This window comes from Paractinoplanes maris (assembly GCF_023544465.1).
In the GTDB taxonomy this organism is placed as follows: Bacteria; Actinomycetota; Actinomycetes; order Mycobacteriales; family Micromonosporaceae; genus Actinoplanes; species Actinoplanes maris.
Genome location: NZ_JALPVL010000002.1, coordinates 508,218 through 522,456, shown reverse-complemented (window position 1 = coordinate 522,456; position 14,239 = coordinate 508,218). Strand labels below are relative to the sequence as shown.

At 72.3% G+C, this 14,239-nt stretch carries 15 protein-coding genes; 9 read left to right on the top strand and 6 right to left on the bottom strand.

The window, feature by feature from the left end; genetic code table 11:
- Positions 1-186 precede the first annotated feature (186 nt).
- Positions 187-492 (top strand): hypothetical protein, encoded by a 306-nt coding sequence (locus tag NAG42_RS07355; RefSeq protein ID WP_250028994.1) that lies wholly within the window; start codon positions 187-189, stop codon positions 490-492.
- 114 nt (positions 493-606) lie between these two features.
- Here NAG42_RS07355 and NAG42_RS07350 read toward each other — a convergent pair whose 3' ends face one another.
- On the bottom strand, positions 607-1,131 hold the full coding sequence (locus tag NAG42_RS07350) for a hypothetical protein (protein ID WP_250028992.1): 525 nt from the start codon (positions 1,129-1,131) through the stop codon (positions 607-609).
- Positions 1,132-1,226: 95 nt separating this feature from the next.
- Here NAG42_RS07350 and NAG42_RS07345 point away from each other — a divergent pair, with 95 nt between their 5' ends.
- Positions 1,227-1,673: a MarR family transcriptional regulator gene (locus tag NAG42_RS07345; protein ID WP_250028991.1), complete on the top strand. Its 447-nt coding sequence runs from the start codon at positions 1,227-1,229 to the stop codon at positions 1,671-1,673.
- A 346-nt stretch (positions 1,674-2,019) separates the two neighbouring features.
- On the opposite strand, the gene NAG42_RS07340 is transcribed toward NAG42_RS07345, so the two are convergent.
- Positions 2,020-2,895, bottom strand: coding sequence for an SDR family oxidoreductase (locus NAG42_RS07340; protein WP_250028990.1), 876 nt, complete (start codon positions 2,893-2,895; stop codon positions 2,020-2,022).
- A gap of 139 nt (positions 2,896-3,034) precedes the next feature.
- Here NAG42_RS07340 and NAG42_RS07335 point away from each other — a divergent pair, with 139 nt between their 5' ends.
- A complete protein-coding gene (locus NAG42_RS07335; protein ID WP_250028989.1) occupies positions 3,035-3,589 on the top strand; it encodes a TetR/AcrR family transcriptional regulator in 555 nt (184 codons plus the stop codon).
- A gap of 104 nt (positions 3,590-3,693) precedes the next feature.
- Here the strand turns inward: NAG42_RS07335 and NAG42_RS07330 are convergent, their stop codons facing one another.
- Positions 3,694-4,275: a TetR/AcrR family transcriptional regulator gene (locus tag NAG42_RS07330; RefSeq protein ID WP_250028988.1), complete on the bottom strand. Its 582-nt coding sequence runs from the start codon at positions 4,273-4,275 to the stop codon at positions 3,694-3,696.
- 79 nt (positions 4,276-4,354) lie between these two features.
- On the opposite strand from NAG42_RS07330, the gene NAG42_RS07325 reads away from it, so the two are divergent.
- The 5 genes from NAG42_RS07325 to NAG42_RS07305 all read left to right on the top strand — a co-directional run bounded on the left by NAG42_RS07325 (position 4,355) and on the right by NAG42_RS07305 (position 9,783).
- The gene (locus tag NAG42_RS07325; RefSeq protein ID WP_250028987.1) at positions 4,355-5,575 is read left to right on the top strand and encodes an MFS transporter; all 1,221 of its coding nucleotides are present in this window, start codon (positions 4,355-4,357) and stop codon (positions 5,573-5,575) included.
- Between the two features lie 87 nt (positions 5,576-5,662).
- The gene (locus NAG42_RS07320) at positions 5,663-7,261 is read left to right on the top strand and encodes an alpha/beta hydrolase (protein WP_250028986.1); all 1,599 of its coding nucleotides are present in this window, start codon (positions 5,663-5,665) and stop codon (positions 7,259-7,261) included.
- A gap of 236 nt (positions 7,262-7,497) precedes the next feature.
- On the top strand, positions 7,498-8,085 hold the full coding sequence (locus NAG42_RS07315) for a TMEM165/GDT1 family protein (RefSeq protein ID WP_250028985.1): 588 nt from the start codon (positions 7,498-7,500) through the stop codon (positions 8,083-8,085).
- A gap of 10 nt (positions 8,086-8,095) precedes the next feature.
- Complete coding sequence (locus NAG42_RS07310; protein WP_250028984.1) at positions 8,096-9,040, top strand: cyclase family protein; 945 nt, start codon at positions 8,096-8,098, stop codon at positions 9,038-9,040.
- A 44-nt stretch (positions 9,041-9,084) separates the two neighbouring features.
- On the top strand, positions 9,085-9,783 hold the full coding sequence (locus NAG42_RS07305) for a tetratricopeptide repeat protein (RefSeq protein WP_250028982.1): 699 nt from the start codon (positions 9,085-9,087) through the stop codon (positions 9,781-9,783).
- Here the strand turns inward: NAG42_RS07305 and NAG42_RS07300 are convergent.
- From NAG42_RS07300 to NAG42_RS07290, 3 genes are read right to left on the bottom strand one after another with little or no spacing between them, the layout of a single operon-like run.
- On the bottom strand, positions 9,780-10,805 hold the full coding sequence (locus NAG42_RS07300; RefSeq protein ID WP_250028981.1) for a lysylphosphatidylglycerol synthase transmembrane domain-containing protein: 1,026 nt from the start codon (positions 10,803-10,805) through the stop codon (positions 9,780-9,782). The genes NAG42_RS07305 and NAG42_RS07300 overlap by 4 nt on opposite strands.
- Before the next feature lie 41 nt (positions 10,806-10,846).
- Positions 10,847-12,058 carry a TolB family protein gene (locus NAG42_RS07295; protein WP_250028979.1) on the bottom strand — a complete coding sequence of 404 codons (1,212 nt, stop codon included), beginning with the start codon at positions 12,056-12,058 and terminating at the stop codon, positions 10,847-10,849.
- A complete protein-coding gene (locus NAG42_RS07290; RefSeq protein ID WP_250028978.1) occupies positions 12,055-12,582 on the bottom strand; it encodes a SigE family RNA polymerase sigma factor in 528 nt (175 codons plus the stop codon). Before NAG42_RS07290 ends, NAG42_RS07295 begins: the two co-directional genes overlap by 4 nt.
- 357 nt (positions 12,583-12,939) lie before the next feature.
- Here NAG42_RS07290 and NAG42_RS07285 point away from each other — a divergent pair, with 357 nt between their 5' ends.
- Positions 12,940-14,226 carry an NAD(P)/FAD-dependent oxidoreductase gene (locus NAG42_RS07285; RefSeq protein ID WP_250028977.1) on the top strand — a complete coding sequence of 429 codons (1,287 nt, stop codon included), beginning with the start codon at positions 12,940-12,942 and terminating at the stop codon, positions 14,224-14,226.
- Positions 14,227-14,239 lie beyond the last annotated feature (13 nt).

The window sequence follows — 14,239 nt, the reverse complement described above, 5'->3', positions numbered from 1 at the left end:
GTTCGCGGCGCACCGGTTCGAGCGGCAGTGGGCGCGGTTCTCGCAGCAGATCGTGCTGCATCTGAGAAAGGCGGACCTGGTGCCGGTGGACGTCTCGCAGTTCACCGGCGACCAGGTGACAAAGGTGGAAAAGTTCGTGGCGGAGCAGGGCTTGGCACCGCGGGTCTTCATCCTGGGACGGCGACAATGGCGGCTCTCATCATGGTCCGGCAGGGCAGGGACTGGCAGGCGACGGGTGGGCTCTTCGAGTGGACGCTGGAATACCTCATCCCGCGCCTCGACGATCAGAAGACCGCCACCTGGCTCCGCATGGTCGTCGACGAGAACCTCGGCAGCCTCTGGATCCCCGACCTGCCCGACGCGGGCCGTGACGAAATCTATGCGCTGCTGCGCTCGGACCTGGTCGCGGCGGCCCGGCGTGAGCTCCCGGAGGGCCCGGCCAAGACCGACGCGCTGGCCCAGCTCCGCGAGCTGGTCGCGCTGACTTGGTGACGCCCCGGGCGCGGGGTGGCCCGTCCCGCTCGCCCCGGGTGCGGGGGGCAGCCCGCTCAGGCGCCCCGGGTGCGGGGCGGCCGGCTCAGGCGCCCCGGGTTCGCGGGGGCCGGCTCAGGCGAAGAACTCCTGGATCTGGGTGAGGGTCAGATAGCCCTGCCGCTCGGGCTCGTGGGTGGGCTCGGGCAGCCGCTTGGCCGTGACCTGCACGTCGGGGACGTCGCTGGGCAGGCTGGGCACCGGCGGGGTGGGTGGCAGTGCGGGCAGCGTGAGCGCCTGGCGGATCACCTCGAACATGGCCCGGACCTCGGCCGCGGCCGTGCGGGTGGCCACCTCGGTGCCGGCCGACGCCGTGCCCGAGGGGAACGCGCACGTGAAGTTGGCCTGCAACCGGTCGTCGAGCCGGCGGATGTCGGCGCTCGGCCGCAGGTGGTCGAGCCGCCCCTCGGCGACGATGCCCAGCTCGCAGGCCGACAGGCCGGACTGGCGCCACCACGAGCGCCAGCCCGGGTCGGCGTCCAGGGTCAGCGCGACGTGCCGGAGGGCGACCACGTATTCGCGGGGAGCGCGACCGCCGCCGGTGGTGGTGCCCAGGTGCGGATGCAGCCAGGAGTCGCGGTCCGAGCTGTGGTCGACCATCACTGCATGGTGACATTTCGGTCGCCGCGCGGTCTGCTGGACGGCTCGGCACGTTCGAGCGAATTTCCGTTCATAAGAGGGTGATATAAAAAGGTGTGCAGCCCGCCACCACCACAGACGACGACGCCGCCATCGCCGCCGGCTTCGAGCACTTCTACGAGACGCTTCGCCGGCTGACGCCGCGCGGGCCACTGAGCCTGACCGCCGCCTCCACGCTGCGCCGACTCGAGCGGTCCGGGCCGCATCGGCTCTGCGAGCTCTATGCCCCGGAGGGCATCAGCCAGCCGGCGATGACCCAGCTGGTCACCCGTCTCGAGAAGGAGGGGCTGGCCGAGCGCACGAGTGACCCCAACGACGGGCGAGCCGTGGTCGTCAGCATCACCGAAGCCGGGCGGGCCGCCGTGGCTCACCGCCGGCAGGTGCGGGCCGAGGCACTGTCCGAGCTGCTCCGGGGTCTCGCGCCCGAGGAGCACGCGGCCGTGGTCGCCGCCCTGCCGGCGCTCGAGCGCCTCAGCGACCTCGCCGCCGAGCAGGCTTCCTGACTGGTTGTCGCCGGACGCGGGCGATCCGCGCGTCGGATGTTGATCGGCTGCATGCTGGTCACCGCCGTGCTGGTGGTCACCCTGGGCCGGCTCGGCGCCATGTACGGCGGGTCCGGATCTACAACGCCGGCTTCGCGATCTTCACCCTCACCTCGATCATCCTGTCGCTCGCGCCCACGAGGCCGAGGTGGCAGCCGAACTCGCCGAGGCCGAGCCGCTCTCCCCGGTGACCCGCGTGGCCGAGCCGCTCTTGCCGGCCACCCGGGTCCGAGCCGCTCTACCCAGCCACCTGCGTGGCCGAGCCGCTCTCGCCGGCCACCGCCGTGGCCGAATCGCTGGGGCGGTCCTAACCGGCCAGGAATGCCGTGACTCCCATGTCGGCCGCTACCAACCGGGCGGTCTCCGCCGCGCGATCGTTGAGGGCCACGACGGCGTCGTACTGCGCGGCCGGCGCCACGACCGTCCGAAGGGGACGCTCGCCGTCCGGCGTCTCGACCAGGCCGACGATCGCGTCGGCAACGTCCTGCGGGTCACCGGGATCGTGCGTCTGCCGCCCGGTGAGCTCGCCGACAAAACGGCCGAACCCTTCCCCGTACGCCTGGAAGCGTCCCGCATCGACCGGCATCACGGCGTTGGCGCCGATGCTGGTCGGGTACGGTGCCGCGTCCACAATGGCCGCCTCCACGCCGAAGGGCGCCAGCTCGTGGCGCCAGGCCTCGGTCAGGCTGCCGAGTGCGGCCTTGCTCGCCGCGTAGAGCCCCGAATACGGAATGGTGACCCGGCTCGAGATCGAGCCGACCTGGATCAGCGCCCCGTGACCCTGCCGGCGCAGCTGGGGCAGGGCGGCCCGGCTCACCCGCAGCGCGCCCAGCACGTTCACGTCGAACTGGCGCTGCGCCTCCTCCGCGGTGAACGCCTCGACCGGACCCGGAAAGATCAGGCCGGCGTTGTTGACCACCACGTCGAGGCGGCCGGCCGCCTCCACCACGGCGCCGACCGCCCGGTCGGCGGAGGCCTGATCGGTCACGTCGAGCTCGACGACCCGCAGGTCGAGCGACTCGGCGCCGGCCATCGCCCGCAGTTCGGCGGCGGCTTTCTCGTTCCGCCCGCCGATGTCCCGCAGCGCGGCGAAAACGGTGTGGCCGCGCCGGGCCAGGGCCTCGACCGTCAACCGGCCGAACCCGCTGCTCGCGCCGGTCACCAGTACCACCTGCTGCGTCATGACAACTCCTTCGGGCTAAGTGGGGTGACACCCCGTTTACGTCGGCTACGCTATCCGGGGGCCCACCCCGGTTGTCAACCATAAGTGGGGTGTCCCTCCATTTCGTGGGAGGAGTCCTCGATTGGCCGGCGGGCGACCGATGCGCTCGGATGCGCGACGCAACTACGACCAGATCCTGAGCGCGGCCGAGGCGGAGATCGCCCGGCACGGCGCGGACGCCTCGCTGGAGGAGATCGCTCGGCGGGCGGGAGTGGGCTCGGCGACTCTGCACCGGCACTTTCCGAGCCGGCAGGCGCTGCTGGAGGCGGTGTTCCACGACCGCGTCGAGGTCTTGTGCGCGCGAGCGGGCGAGCTGGCCGGGCACCCCGAACCGGGTGACGCTCTGGCCGACTGGTTGCGGGCGGTCGCGGTCTATGGGGCGACCACCCGGGGCCTGGCCCGGTCGCTGCTCGACGGTGGGCGTGATCCGGCGCCGCCGGCGGGCAGCTCGTGTGAGGTCATGCTGGTCGACGCCGGGAGTGGGCTGTTGCGCCAGGCGCACGATGCCGGCGCGGTGCGCCCGGAGGTGTCCATCGTCGACCTGCTCACGCTGGTCAACGCGGTCTCGCTGGCCACCGAAGGCAGCCCCGGCGCGGCCACCGAGGCCACCCGCCTGGTCGACCTCGCCCTCGACGGCGTGCGGCCCCGGGGCTGAGTTCGCTCTCGACGGCGTGCGGCCCGGGGCTGAGCTCGCCCTCGAAGGACTGCGGCCCTGGAGGCTGCACTCGCCGAAAGGGGCACGGCCTCTGGGATGAGGGGTCAGAGCGTGGCCGCGGCCACCAGCATGGTGGCGATCTCGCGGGCCACCAGGGCGGCCCGGGAGTTTTTGTCCATGCGGCCGCCGGCCGAGGCGCCGTCATAGAGCACGACAAGCTGGTCGGCCAGGGCGGCCGGGTCCTTCGCGCCGGCGTCACGGGCCAGCTCGAAGAACAGGCCCCGGGTCCAGGCGCGGTTGGCCGTCGAGACCTGCTCGACCGGGCCGCCGGTGGGCGACTCGGCACTGGCGTTGTAGAACGGGCAGCCCCGGAAGCCCGGCGTGCCGGTCAGCTCGGCCAGCACCTCGAACACGCCGAGGAGGCGGTCGCGCGGGTCGTCGTACCGCTCGAGGCCGGCCAGCAGGCGGGTGCGGCGCAACTCGTGCCGGCCCTCGAGGTAGGCCCGGACCAGCTCGTCCTTGCTGCCGAAGGTGCTGTAGAGCGAGGCCTTGGCGACGCCGGCCCGCTCGATGATGCGGTCGATGCCGACGGTGTGCACGCCCTCGGCATAGAACAGCTCGTCGGCCGCGGCCAGGAGGCGCTCGCGGGCCGACGGCTTACGGGTGGTGGGTGACGCAGCGGACATGCGGTTGACGATAGCAGACAGACCTGTCTAGTCTTCAGCGGTCAGACAGACCTGTCTGTTATTTCACCGGAGGACATCCATGACCACCGTTGCCGACGCTCCGCCGTCGATCCGCAGCAGGCGGCTCTCCCGCCCGGTCGCGTTCGCCGCCATCGCGGCGATCTTCGTGACGTTCTCCGCGGCGTCCGCGGCGCCGTCCCCGCTCTACGTGGTCTATCAGCACCTGTGGAGCTTCTCCGCGACCACGCTCACGGCAGTCTTCGCCGTCTACGTCGTCGGTCTGATCGCCTCCCTGCTGATCCTGGGCGCGCTGTCCGACCACATCGGCCGCCGGCCCGTGCTGGCCGCGGCGATCGCGCTCGAGGCCGTCTCGCTGGTGCTCTTCCTGACCGCCGGGGACGTCGGGGTCCTGCTCACCGCGCGACTGCTCCAGGGCATCGCGACCGGCGCCGCGATGACCACTCTGGGCGCGGCCCTGGTCGACCTCAACCCGCCGCACGCTCCCGGCCGGGCCGGCCTGATCAACGGCCTCGCCCCGGTCGCCGGGCTGGCCGTCGGCGCGCTCGGCACCGGCGTCCTGGTCCAGTACGCCCCGTCGCCCACCCACTTCGTCTGGGCCCTGCTCCTGGCCGGCATGGTCCTGGCCGCCGCCGTCGTGGCCCGGATCCCGGAGACCTCGGCCCGGCGTCCGGGCGCGGCCGCCTCCCTGGCGCCCCGGCTCGGCGTCCCGGCCCGGCTCCGCGGTGACCTCTTCGCCCTGGTGCCGATCATCGTGGCGAGCTGGGCGATCGGCGGTCTCTACCTGTCGCTCGGCCCCTCGGTGGCGGCCGGCGTCTTCGGCATCAGCAGCCACCTGGTCGGCGGCCTGGTCGTCACCCTGCTTTGCGGCACCGGTGCCCTGACCTCGTTCCTGCTGCGCAACGTGGCCACCAAGCGGGTGCTGCTCATTGCGGGCAGCCTGCTCACCGCCGGCGCCGTGATCAGCGTGACCGGCCTCGAGCTGAGCAGTGCCGTCCTGGCCGCGATCGGCACCGTCATCTCCGGTGTCGGCTTCGGTGCCTCGTCGCTGGCCTCGTTCGGCACCCTGGCCGTGCTGGCCGCGCCGCACGAGCGGGGCGAGCTGTTCGCGGTCGCGCTGGTCATCGCGTACGTCGCCTTCAGCGTGCCGGCCGTGATCGCCGGTTTCGCGGCCACCTCGGCCGGCCTGCACGACACCGCCCTGGTCTACGGCCTGGTGGTGGCCCTGCTGGGCGCGGCCGCGCTGGTCGCCCAGCGGATGCGCAAGCCGGTCGCCGCCTGAACCTTTCGTGGTGCCCCGGCGTGGACGGCCTTCATCTGGCCGCCCGCGCCGCACCATAGTGGGGCGAATTGGACACGAGAGGCTGGTATGAGACGACTTCTGGCGGCGGCCACCACGATCGCCCTGACGGTGATCGGGGCCCCGGCGAGCGACGCCCAGGCAGTCCCCGAACGCACTGGCCCGGCAAGCCGGGTGGTGCCGACGATCACGTGGGGCTCCTGCGCCGAGGCGGCCCTGCGACTGCGCAAGGCCGACTGCGGCTTCCTGTCCGTCCCCCTCGACCACTCCGCCCCGGACGGCGAGAAGATCCAGATCGCCGTGTCCCGGATCAGGCACACCGTCGCCGAGGCCAAATATCAGGGCGTCGTGCTGGTCAACCCGGGTGGGCCCGGGGGCAAGGGCCGGGCGCTGTCGGTCATGGGCTCCCTGGTCCCGAAGAAGGCCGGAGCCGCGTACGACTGGATCGGCTTCGACCCGCGCGGCGTCGGCGCCAGCAAGCCGTCGTTGACCTGCGACGCCGATTACACGCGGTACAACCGCCCGGCGTACGTGCCGTCGACGACCACGATCGAGAAGCGCTGGCTCCAGCGGGCCGAGGGTTATGCCCGCGCCTGCGGCCAGGCCGGCGGCAAGCTGCTCGAGCACCTCAAGACGCTGGACACCGTGCGGGACATGGACCTGCTGCGGCAGGCGCTGAACGCCCGTCAGATCACCTATTACGGGTTCTCCTACGGCACGTACCTCGGTCAGGTCTATGCCACGCGTTATCCCGAGCGCGTCCGTCGCATGGTGCTCGACGGCAACGTCAACCCGGCGCGGGTCTGGTACGACTCGAACCTCGACCAGGACCTGGCGTTCGATCGCAACATCAAGGTCTATTTCCGCTGGCTGGCCGAGAACCACCAGGCCTACCGCCTGGGCCGGACCGGCCGCGAGGTCGAGCGGCGCTTCTACGCCGAGCAGAAGAAGCTGGCGAAGCGGCCGGCCGGGGGCGTGATCGGCCCGTCCGAGCTCACCGACGTCTTCCTGCAGGCCGGCTACTACACCTTCGGCTGGGCCGACATCGGCCGCGCCTTCAGCGACTGGGTGCGCGAGAAGGACTCGTCGGGCCTCAAGCGGCTCTACGACGCGAACAACCCGACGGGCAAGGACGCGGACAACAACTACGCGGTCTACCTCGCCGTGCAGTGCACCGACGCGGCCTGGCCGGACAGTTGGACCAAGTGGACCGCGGACAACTGGGAGACGCATCGCAAGGCGCCGTTCGAGACCTGGGCCAACGCCTGGTACAACGCGCCCTGCCGCACCTGGCCGGCGCGCAGCGGCATCCCGGTCACCGTCTCCGGCGAGACCGTCGCGCCGGTGCTTCTGATCAGCGAGACGCTGGATGCGGCGACCCCGTTCAGCGGCAGTCTCGAGGTACGCAAGCGGTTCCCGCGCTCGGTGCTGATCGAGAGCGTCGGCGGCACCACCCACTCGGGCTCGCTCTATGGCAACAAGTGCGTGGACAACACGATCGCCGACTACCTGGCCACCGGCAAGCTCCCGAAGCGGCAGCCGGGTGAGCGCTCGGACAAGCGCTGCCGGCCGATCGAGCCGCCGGCGGCCATCGCGGCGGCCAAGGGGAAGCGGGCGCCGGTGCCGGCCGAGCGCCTCGAGGTGCGGAAACTGATCACCGGCCAGTGATCACGCTCACGGCCCCTGCCTCCGGGCGGGGGCCGTTGGCTATGCTCGAGACCGCGAAGGGGAGTAGCTCCCAATGTCGCGGTCGACATACTGATCCCTGATTTCTCTCTCGGGTCCGGCCGCGCGGCCTTTCCACAAGGCGAGCGAGACCTTCGGCTTGGCTGTTGACATGACGGCCGGGTCGAGGTCGCCCTGCGCAACCTCTCCCCGGTCATCTGATACCGGGAGAGTTATCTGTGGAAGGCTTCCTCGTCGCCACGGCGGTCAGTTTCGCCGTGATCTTCGTGGCCGAGCTGGGCGACAAGTCCCAGCTGATGGCGATGACGTTCGCGACCCGCTTCAAGACGGTGCCCGTGCTGATCGGCATCACCGTGGCCACCGCGGTGGTGCACCTGGTCTCGGTCGGGATCGGCTACGGCCTCGGCGCGACGCTGCCGACCGGCTGGATCTCGCTGGTCGCGGCGGTGGCCTTCCTCGCCTTCGGCGCCTGGACCCTGCGCGGCGACAAGCTCACCGACGACGAGAAGACCAAGGCCGAGCGCAGCACCGGCTCGGCCATCCTGGCCGTCGGCGGCGCCTTCTTCCTGGCCGAACTGGGTGACAAGACCATGTTGGCGACGATCACGCTGGCCACCCAGTACGGGTGGTTCGGCACCTGGCTGGGCTCGACGGTCGGCATGGTCGCGGCCGACGCCCTGGCCATCCTGGTGGGTCGCCTGCTCGGGCGGCACCTGCCCGAGCGGGCCATCAAGTACGGCGCGGCGGCACTCTTCGTTATCTTCGGCATCTGGTTGCTGGTGGAAGCGATCATCGAGCTTCGATAGGGGAGAGCCAGTGCAGCAGTACCGGGCGGAACTGACCGCCGAAGTCACCTTCACCACCGGCGGCCGCCTGGCGGCGCAGGGCCTGCGGGTCGACGTGCCGCATCTCGAGGTCACCGAGGCCGATCTCGTCCGGATCCTGGTCGGCTCGCTGGGCCTGCGCGACGTCGAGCGGGTCGAGCTGACCGGGGTCCGCACCTTCGCCGAGCCGGTGGTCGCCGGTCCGCCCGGTCGGCCGCGCCTGCGGTTCGTCGAGCTCAGTCACGTGATCTCGGACGGTATGACGACCTACCCCGGCATGGCCGCCCCGGTCGTCACCGCCCATCAGAGCTGGGAGCAGTCGCGCCCGCACTACGCCGAGGGCACCGAGTTCAGCCTCGACCGCATCGAGATGCTCGGCCAGACCGGGACCTACCTCGACACGCCGCGCCACCGGTTCGCCGGGGGCACCGATCTGACCGGGATCCCGCTGGAGCGGCTGGCCGACCTGCCCGCGGTCGTGGTGCGCACCGCGGGCAGCGGGCGGCGCGCGGTCACCGAGGCGGACATCGAGCCGCTCGTGGTCGCCGGGCACGCCGTCCTGCTGCACACCGGCGGTGACCGTGGCTGGGGTACGCCCGGGTACGCCGTCGACGCGCCCTACCTGACCGGCGAGGCCGCCGCGCTGCTGGTCGAGCGGGGCGCCGCGCTGGTCGGCATCGACTCGGTGAACATCGACGACCCGGTGCCCGGCGGCGAGCGGCCGGCCCACACCGTCCTGCTGGCCGCGGGCATCCCGATCGTCGAGCACCTCACCGGCCTGGCCGACCTGCCGCCGCACGGCGCGCGCTTCACCGCCGCGCCACCGCGGATCACCGACTTCGGCACGTTCCCGGTGCGGGCGTACGCCCAGGTCCCGTTTCACGAGCCGCACGACCACACCCGGTCGGCGGGCTGGGAGCCGCGCTCCCGTTCCTGACCGAAAGGCCTCATTCGCGGCCGGATTCCGCCGAATAGGTCCACGTGACCGCTAACCCCCTGCGGGCCGACCCCGATCAGCTCGACGCCGACCGGCCGCCGGCCGTCGGTCCGCGTGCCTTCACCAGTCGCACCGAGGTGGCCGTCGCCCAGGCCGCCACCCTGTTCGAACAGCTGGAGCTGGAGCAGGCCGTCGCCCTGCTCCAGCCCGCGCTGTCCGCCGACCCGGCCGCGAGGGAGGGGTGGATCCTGCTGGCCCGGATCCAGCTCGCCCTCGACGACGCGGCCGCCGCCCTGGACGCGGCCGACCGGGCCATCCAGCTCGACCCGGGTGATCCGCGGCCGCTCGCCCTGTCGAGCCGGGCCCTGACCGTGCTCCGGCGGCACGAGGAGGCGGTCACCCTGGCCTACCGCGCGGTCATCGCCGATCCCCGCAACGCGCTCTGGCACGACCGGGTCGCCTGGGCCCTGCTCTCGGCCGACCGGCAGGTCGCCGACGCCGAGCAGGCCGCCCGGACGGCGATCGGACTCGACCCGACCGAGGCGCACTACTACTACACGCACGGCGTGACGCTGGACGCCCTCGGCCACCTCGACCAAGCCCGCCAAGCATTGCTCATCTCGCTGCGCATGGAGCCCGAGAACCCGGTCGCCCAGCACCGGCTGGCCATGCTCAACGGCGAGGCCGAGCGTCCAGCCGAGTCCAAGAAGCGCGGCTGGCGCCTGTTCGGGCGTAAGAGCTAGGTGCGGTACTTGTAGCGGATGGCCAGCCAGACCAGCCAGCCCAGGCCGATGATGAAGCCGAAGCTGATCAGGCGGTAGAGCACCACCGCGGCCACGGCCAGCGAGCTGGTCAGGCCCCCCGCGACCAGGCCCAGCACCAGCGCGGCGTCGACCACGCCCAGCCCGCCGGGCACGATCGGCACGCTGGCCGCGGCCATCCCCGCGCAGTAGGCGATGACCAGGCTCACCGGGCTGACGCTGCCCGCCCCCACCGCGACGCAGCACAGCCACAGGCAGAGTGCGTCGAACAACCAGTTGAGCAGCGCGAGCACGACCGCCAGGGCGAAGCTGGCCGGATTCACGCGTACGTCACGTAACTGCCCGACGAAGCCGACCAGCCGGTCGTGGCCGTGCCCGGGCGGGCGCCGGCGCACCCGGTTGACCCCGCCCAGCAGGGCCCGCACCGGGCGGTCCAGCAGGTGCGGGTGCTCAGCCAGCTGGCGTACGCCGAAAGCGACCACGACGGCGCCGACCGCATAACCGACCAGGGAGTGCCAGCTCCCGGTGTTGCGGGCGAGCAGGCCACCGACGGCGCCGATCACCACCAGGGCGCCGGCCGAGAGCACCCCGCTCAGCGCGATGCACCACGAGGCGACCGCCGGCGAGACGCCGAACCGGCGCAACTGCTGGAAGTTGAACGTCGTCGAGAAGACCGGCCCGCCGGGCAGGGTCGCGCTCAGCGAATGGGCCGCGTACGCCGTGGCGACGTGCCTGCGCATGCTGACCTTGGTGCCGGCCCCGCGCAGCAGGGCACGCTGCATCCGGGCGTAGGTGCCCATCGAGGCCAGCTCGGCGGCCAGCGCGGCGGCCACCCAGTTCCACCGCGGGGCGCTCAGCTGGGCCAGTGCCCCGGCCAGCGACGACCAGCCCAGCACCAGCTCGGCACCCAGAACGGCCACGACGATGCCGGCCACGGCGGGCTTGCGCCGCCACCACGGCGGCACCCCGGTCGTGGGCCGGGCGGTCTCCTGCTGCACGGCCATCGCCATCATCGTCGCACTCCCGGCCGGGATGCGCCGGGCCTTCAGCGGGTGTAGGCCAGCAGGTCGAAGTCGCGCACGGACGCGGGTTCCTTGGCCTGCACCTGCAGGGTGTTGTCGGGCCCGAAGAGCGACAGCACCCGCTTGCCGTCGTCGTCGGTCCGCACCAGCAGGTTGCCCTCGGCGTCGAAGACCGCGCCGACCACCGTCCCGCGGACGGGCAGATCCTCCAGCTCGCCGGTGGACGTGTCGACGATCGCGTCGGCCGTGTCGGTGCCGGTCGTGGTCTCACCCGTGGTCTGCAGGGGAACCGTGACCCGCCGGCCCGTCTCGTCGACGCTCGTCGGCTTGCAGGCGGCCAGGCCGTCCGGGTTGTCCTTGGTCTGGGTGGCGCCCAGCACCGGCACGCTGACGCTCGTGTCGGCGTTGTCGGTGGCCAGCTTGAGGCCGCAGTACGAGGTCGCGTAGACCAGCGTGCTGCCGTCGCCCGACCAGCGGAAGTGCTGCCCGGCGGCGAGGCCGGAGGGCAGCGGGGTGACCTCGCCGGTCTCGACGTCGAGCACGCCCGGCGCCTCGGCCGCGAACAGCAGCCGGTCGCCCTGGGGGGACCAGACCGGGGCCTGCTCGGTCGCGACCACGTCCACGGCCATCTGCTCCGCCTCGCGCCCGGCCGCACTGACCAGCAGCTTGCCGTCGGACACGTAGGCGATGCGGAGGCCGTCGGGCGAGATGCCGACCGAGGAGGGTGCGTCCGGCAGCACAACCTCGCTGTCGCCGGTCGCCGGCGAGAAGCGGACCACGTCGGGGTTGGTGTCGCGCTCGGCGTAGAAGACGTGACCGGTCAGGTCGGCCAGCGCCCGCGACTTGGGTTTGGCGGTGCGGGTCTTGCCCGGACGCGGTTCGTAGCCCTGCGGCGGGCGGACCGGGACGGCCTGCTCCTCGGGCGGCTCGGCGGCGGCCGTGGCGCCCGAGGCGGCCGGGGCCGACGACGAGGAGGCGGCGGCCGAGGCGCCGGCCACGGCCGGTGTCGAGCCGGCCGCGGCGGCCGGGACCTCGGCCTGCTTGTGCTGCGGAAGGCGCCACAGCCCGCTGCCCAGCACCACCAGGACGAGCACGGCGGCCGCGGTGCCGACCAGGGCCTCGCGCCGGGCTATCCGGCGGGAACGGTGCACGGCCCGGTCGTACATGTCGGTGGGTTCGGCGACGTCGGCCAGGTCGTGCAGCGACGTGCGGAGCCGGTCGTGCTCGGCGCTCATCGGCCGCCCTCCGGCACCTCGGTGAGCACCCGCAGGTCGGGCAGCAGGGTGCGGAGCCGGTCGAGGGCACGACCGGTCTGGGTCTTGACGGTGCTGACCGAGACGCCGAGCATCTGCGCGGCCTCGACCTCGGTGTGATCCTCGAAGAAGCGCAGCACGATCACGGCCCGCTGCCGGGCGCTGAGCGTCAGCAGGGCCCGGCGCAGCACCAGGCGCTCGACGGCGGCGTCGGCCGGGTCGTCGGCGCCCGGGCGCCGGTCGGGCTCGAAGTCGGCCGGCAGGACCTCGGCCACCTTGGGACGGCGCCACAGCGACACCTGCGCGTGGTACATGACCTTGCGTGCGTACGCCTCGGCGTTCTCCGGGCGCTCCAGGCGCGACCAGGCCCGGTGGGTGCGCGCGAGCGCCTCCTGCACGAGATCCTCGGCGAGGTGCTGATCGCCGGTCAAGAGGTACGCCGAGCGCAACAATGCGTGCGTCCGGCTTCGGACGAAATGCGCATAGTCGGCCTCGCGGGCGTCCATTCGAAGGTGTCCGTTCGAGGTGTCGAGGGAGACGTGAGCGTACCCAGGCGGCTCAAGCAGCGCGCTGCCGGTCACGTCTGCCCCCTCCACCCCCGCGATGCCGGGCGATGCCACCCCGTGTGGGCACCGACCAGCGACAACACCGTGCGATACCTCCCCGTGTGGGCACCGACCGGCGCTCTACCAGACGCGGTAACAGTTCTTGCCGGACGACAACCGTTCGGTCGATTTCTGCACTGGCCGAACGGTCAATCGCGGGACGGCGCCGGATTGTCACGCCGCTCACATCGCAGGTAGGGCGGTTTTCGGTAGCGTCGACGGCGCCCCCGCAGGGACGGCCCAAGGGAAGGATCGCCCATGGCACGCCCGCGCATCGTGATCGTCGGAGCCGGCTTCGCCGGGTTCACCGCGGCCCACACCCTGGCCAAGCTCTCCCGTGGCGGGGCCGAGATCGTCCTGGTCAATCCGACCGACCACTTCCTCTACCTGCCACTGCTGCCCGAGGTGGCGACCGGCATCCTCGAGCCGCGCCGGGTCACCGTCTCGCTGCAGGCCGCCCTCCCGGGCGTCCGTCAGATCCTGGGTCAGGTCGACGGCTTCGACCTGACCGGCCGCACGATCTCCTACCGCGACCCCGACGGCGGCACGGCTTCGATGGGCTATCACCGGCTCGTCATCGCGGCCGGCAGCGTCAACAAACTGCTGCCCGTGCCCGGCGTGACGATGTATGCGCACGGGTTCCGCGGCATCCCCGAGGCGCTCTATCTGCGAGACCACATCATCCGCCAGATCGAGCTGGCGGCCAACGCGTCCACCGAGGACGAGCAGCGTGCCCGGTGCACCTTCGTGGTGGTCGGCGCGGGTTACACCGGCACCGAGGTGGCTGCCCAGGGCGTGCTGTTCACCGAGGCGCTGACGGCCGAGCGGCCCGAGCTGCGCGACAAGGTGCGCTGGCTCCTGCTCGACACCGCGGGCCGGGTGCTGCCGTCGCTCGACGAGCGGCTGGCCGACGCCTCGGACGAGGTCTTGCGCTCGCGGGGGGTCGAGGTCCTTCTGCGGACGAGCGTCAAGGAGGCCACCGAGGCCGGTGTCCATCTGTCCACCGGTGACTTCGTGCCCACCCGTTCGCTCATCTGGTGCGTCGGCGTGCGCCCCGACCCGGTGGTCGAGAGCCTGGGCCTGCCGCTGACCAATGGCCGGCTGGTGGTCGACGAGTTCCTCAACGTGCCCGGCCACCCGGATGTGTTCGCCATCGGCGACGCGGCCGCCGTGCCCGATCTGACCCGGCCCGGCGAGCTCACCGGCATGACCGCCCAGCACGCCACCCGTCAGGGTGCCGCCGTGGCCAAGAACATCGCGGCCTCCTACGGCCAGGGCCGCCGCCGCCCCTACAAGCACTACGACCTCGGCTTCGTCGTCGACCTGGGCGGCTTCGACGCGGCGGCCAACCCGCTCGGCGTACCGCTGAAGGGGCTCCCGGCCAAGGCGGTGACCCGCGGCTACCACCTGCTCTCGATGCCCGGCAACCGTGTCCGGGTGGCGGCCGACTGGCTGCTCGACGCGGTGCTGCCCCGGCAGGGGGTCCAGCTGGGTCTCATCCGGGGCACGTCCATCCCGCTGGAGAGCACCTCCGCGTCGAGCTGACCCAGATCCCCGG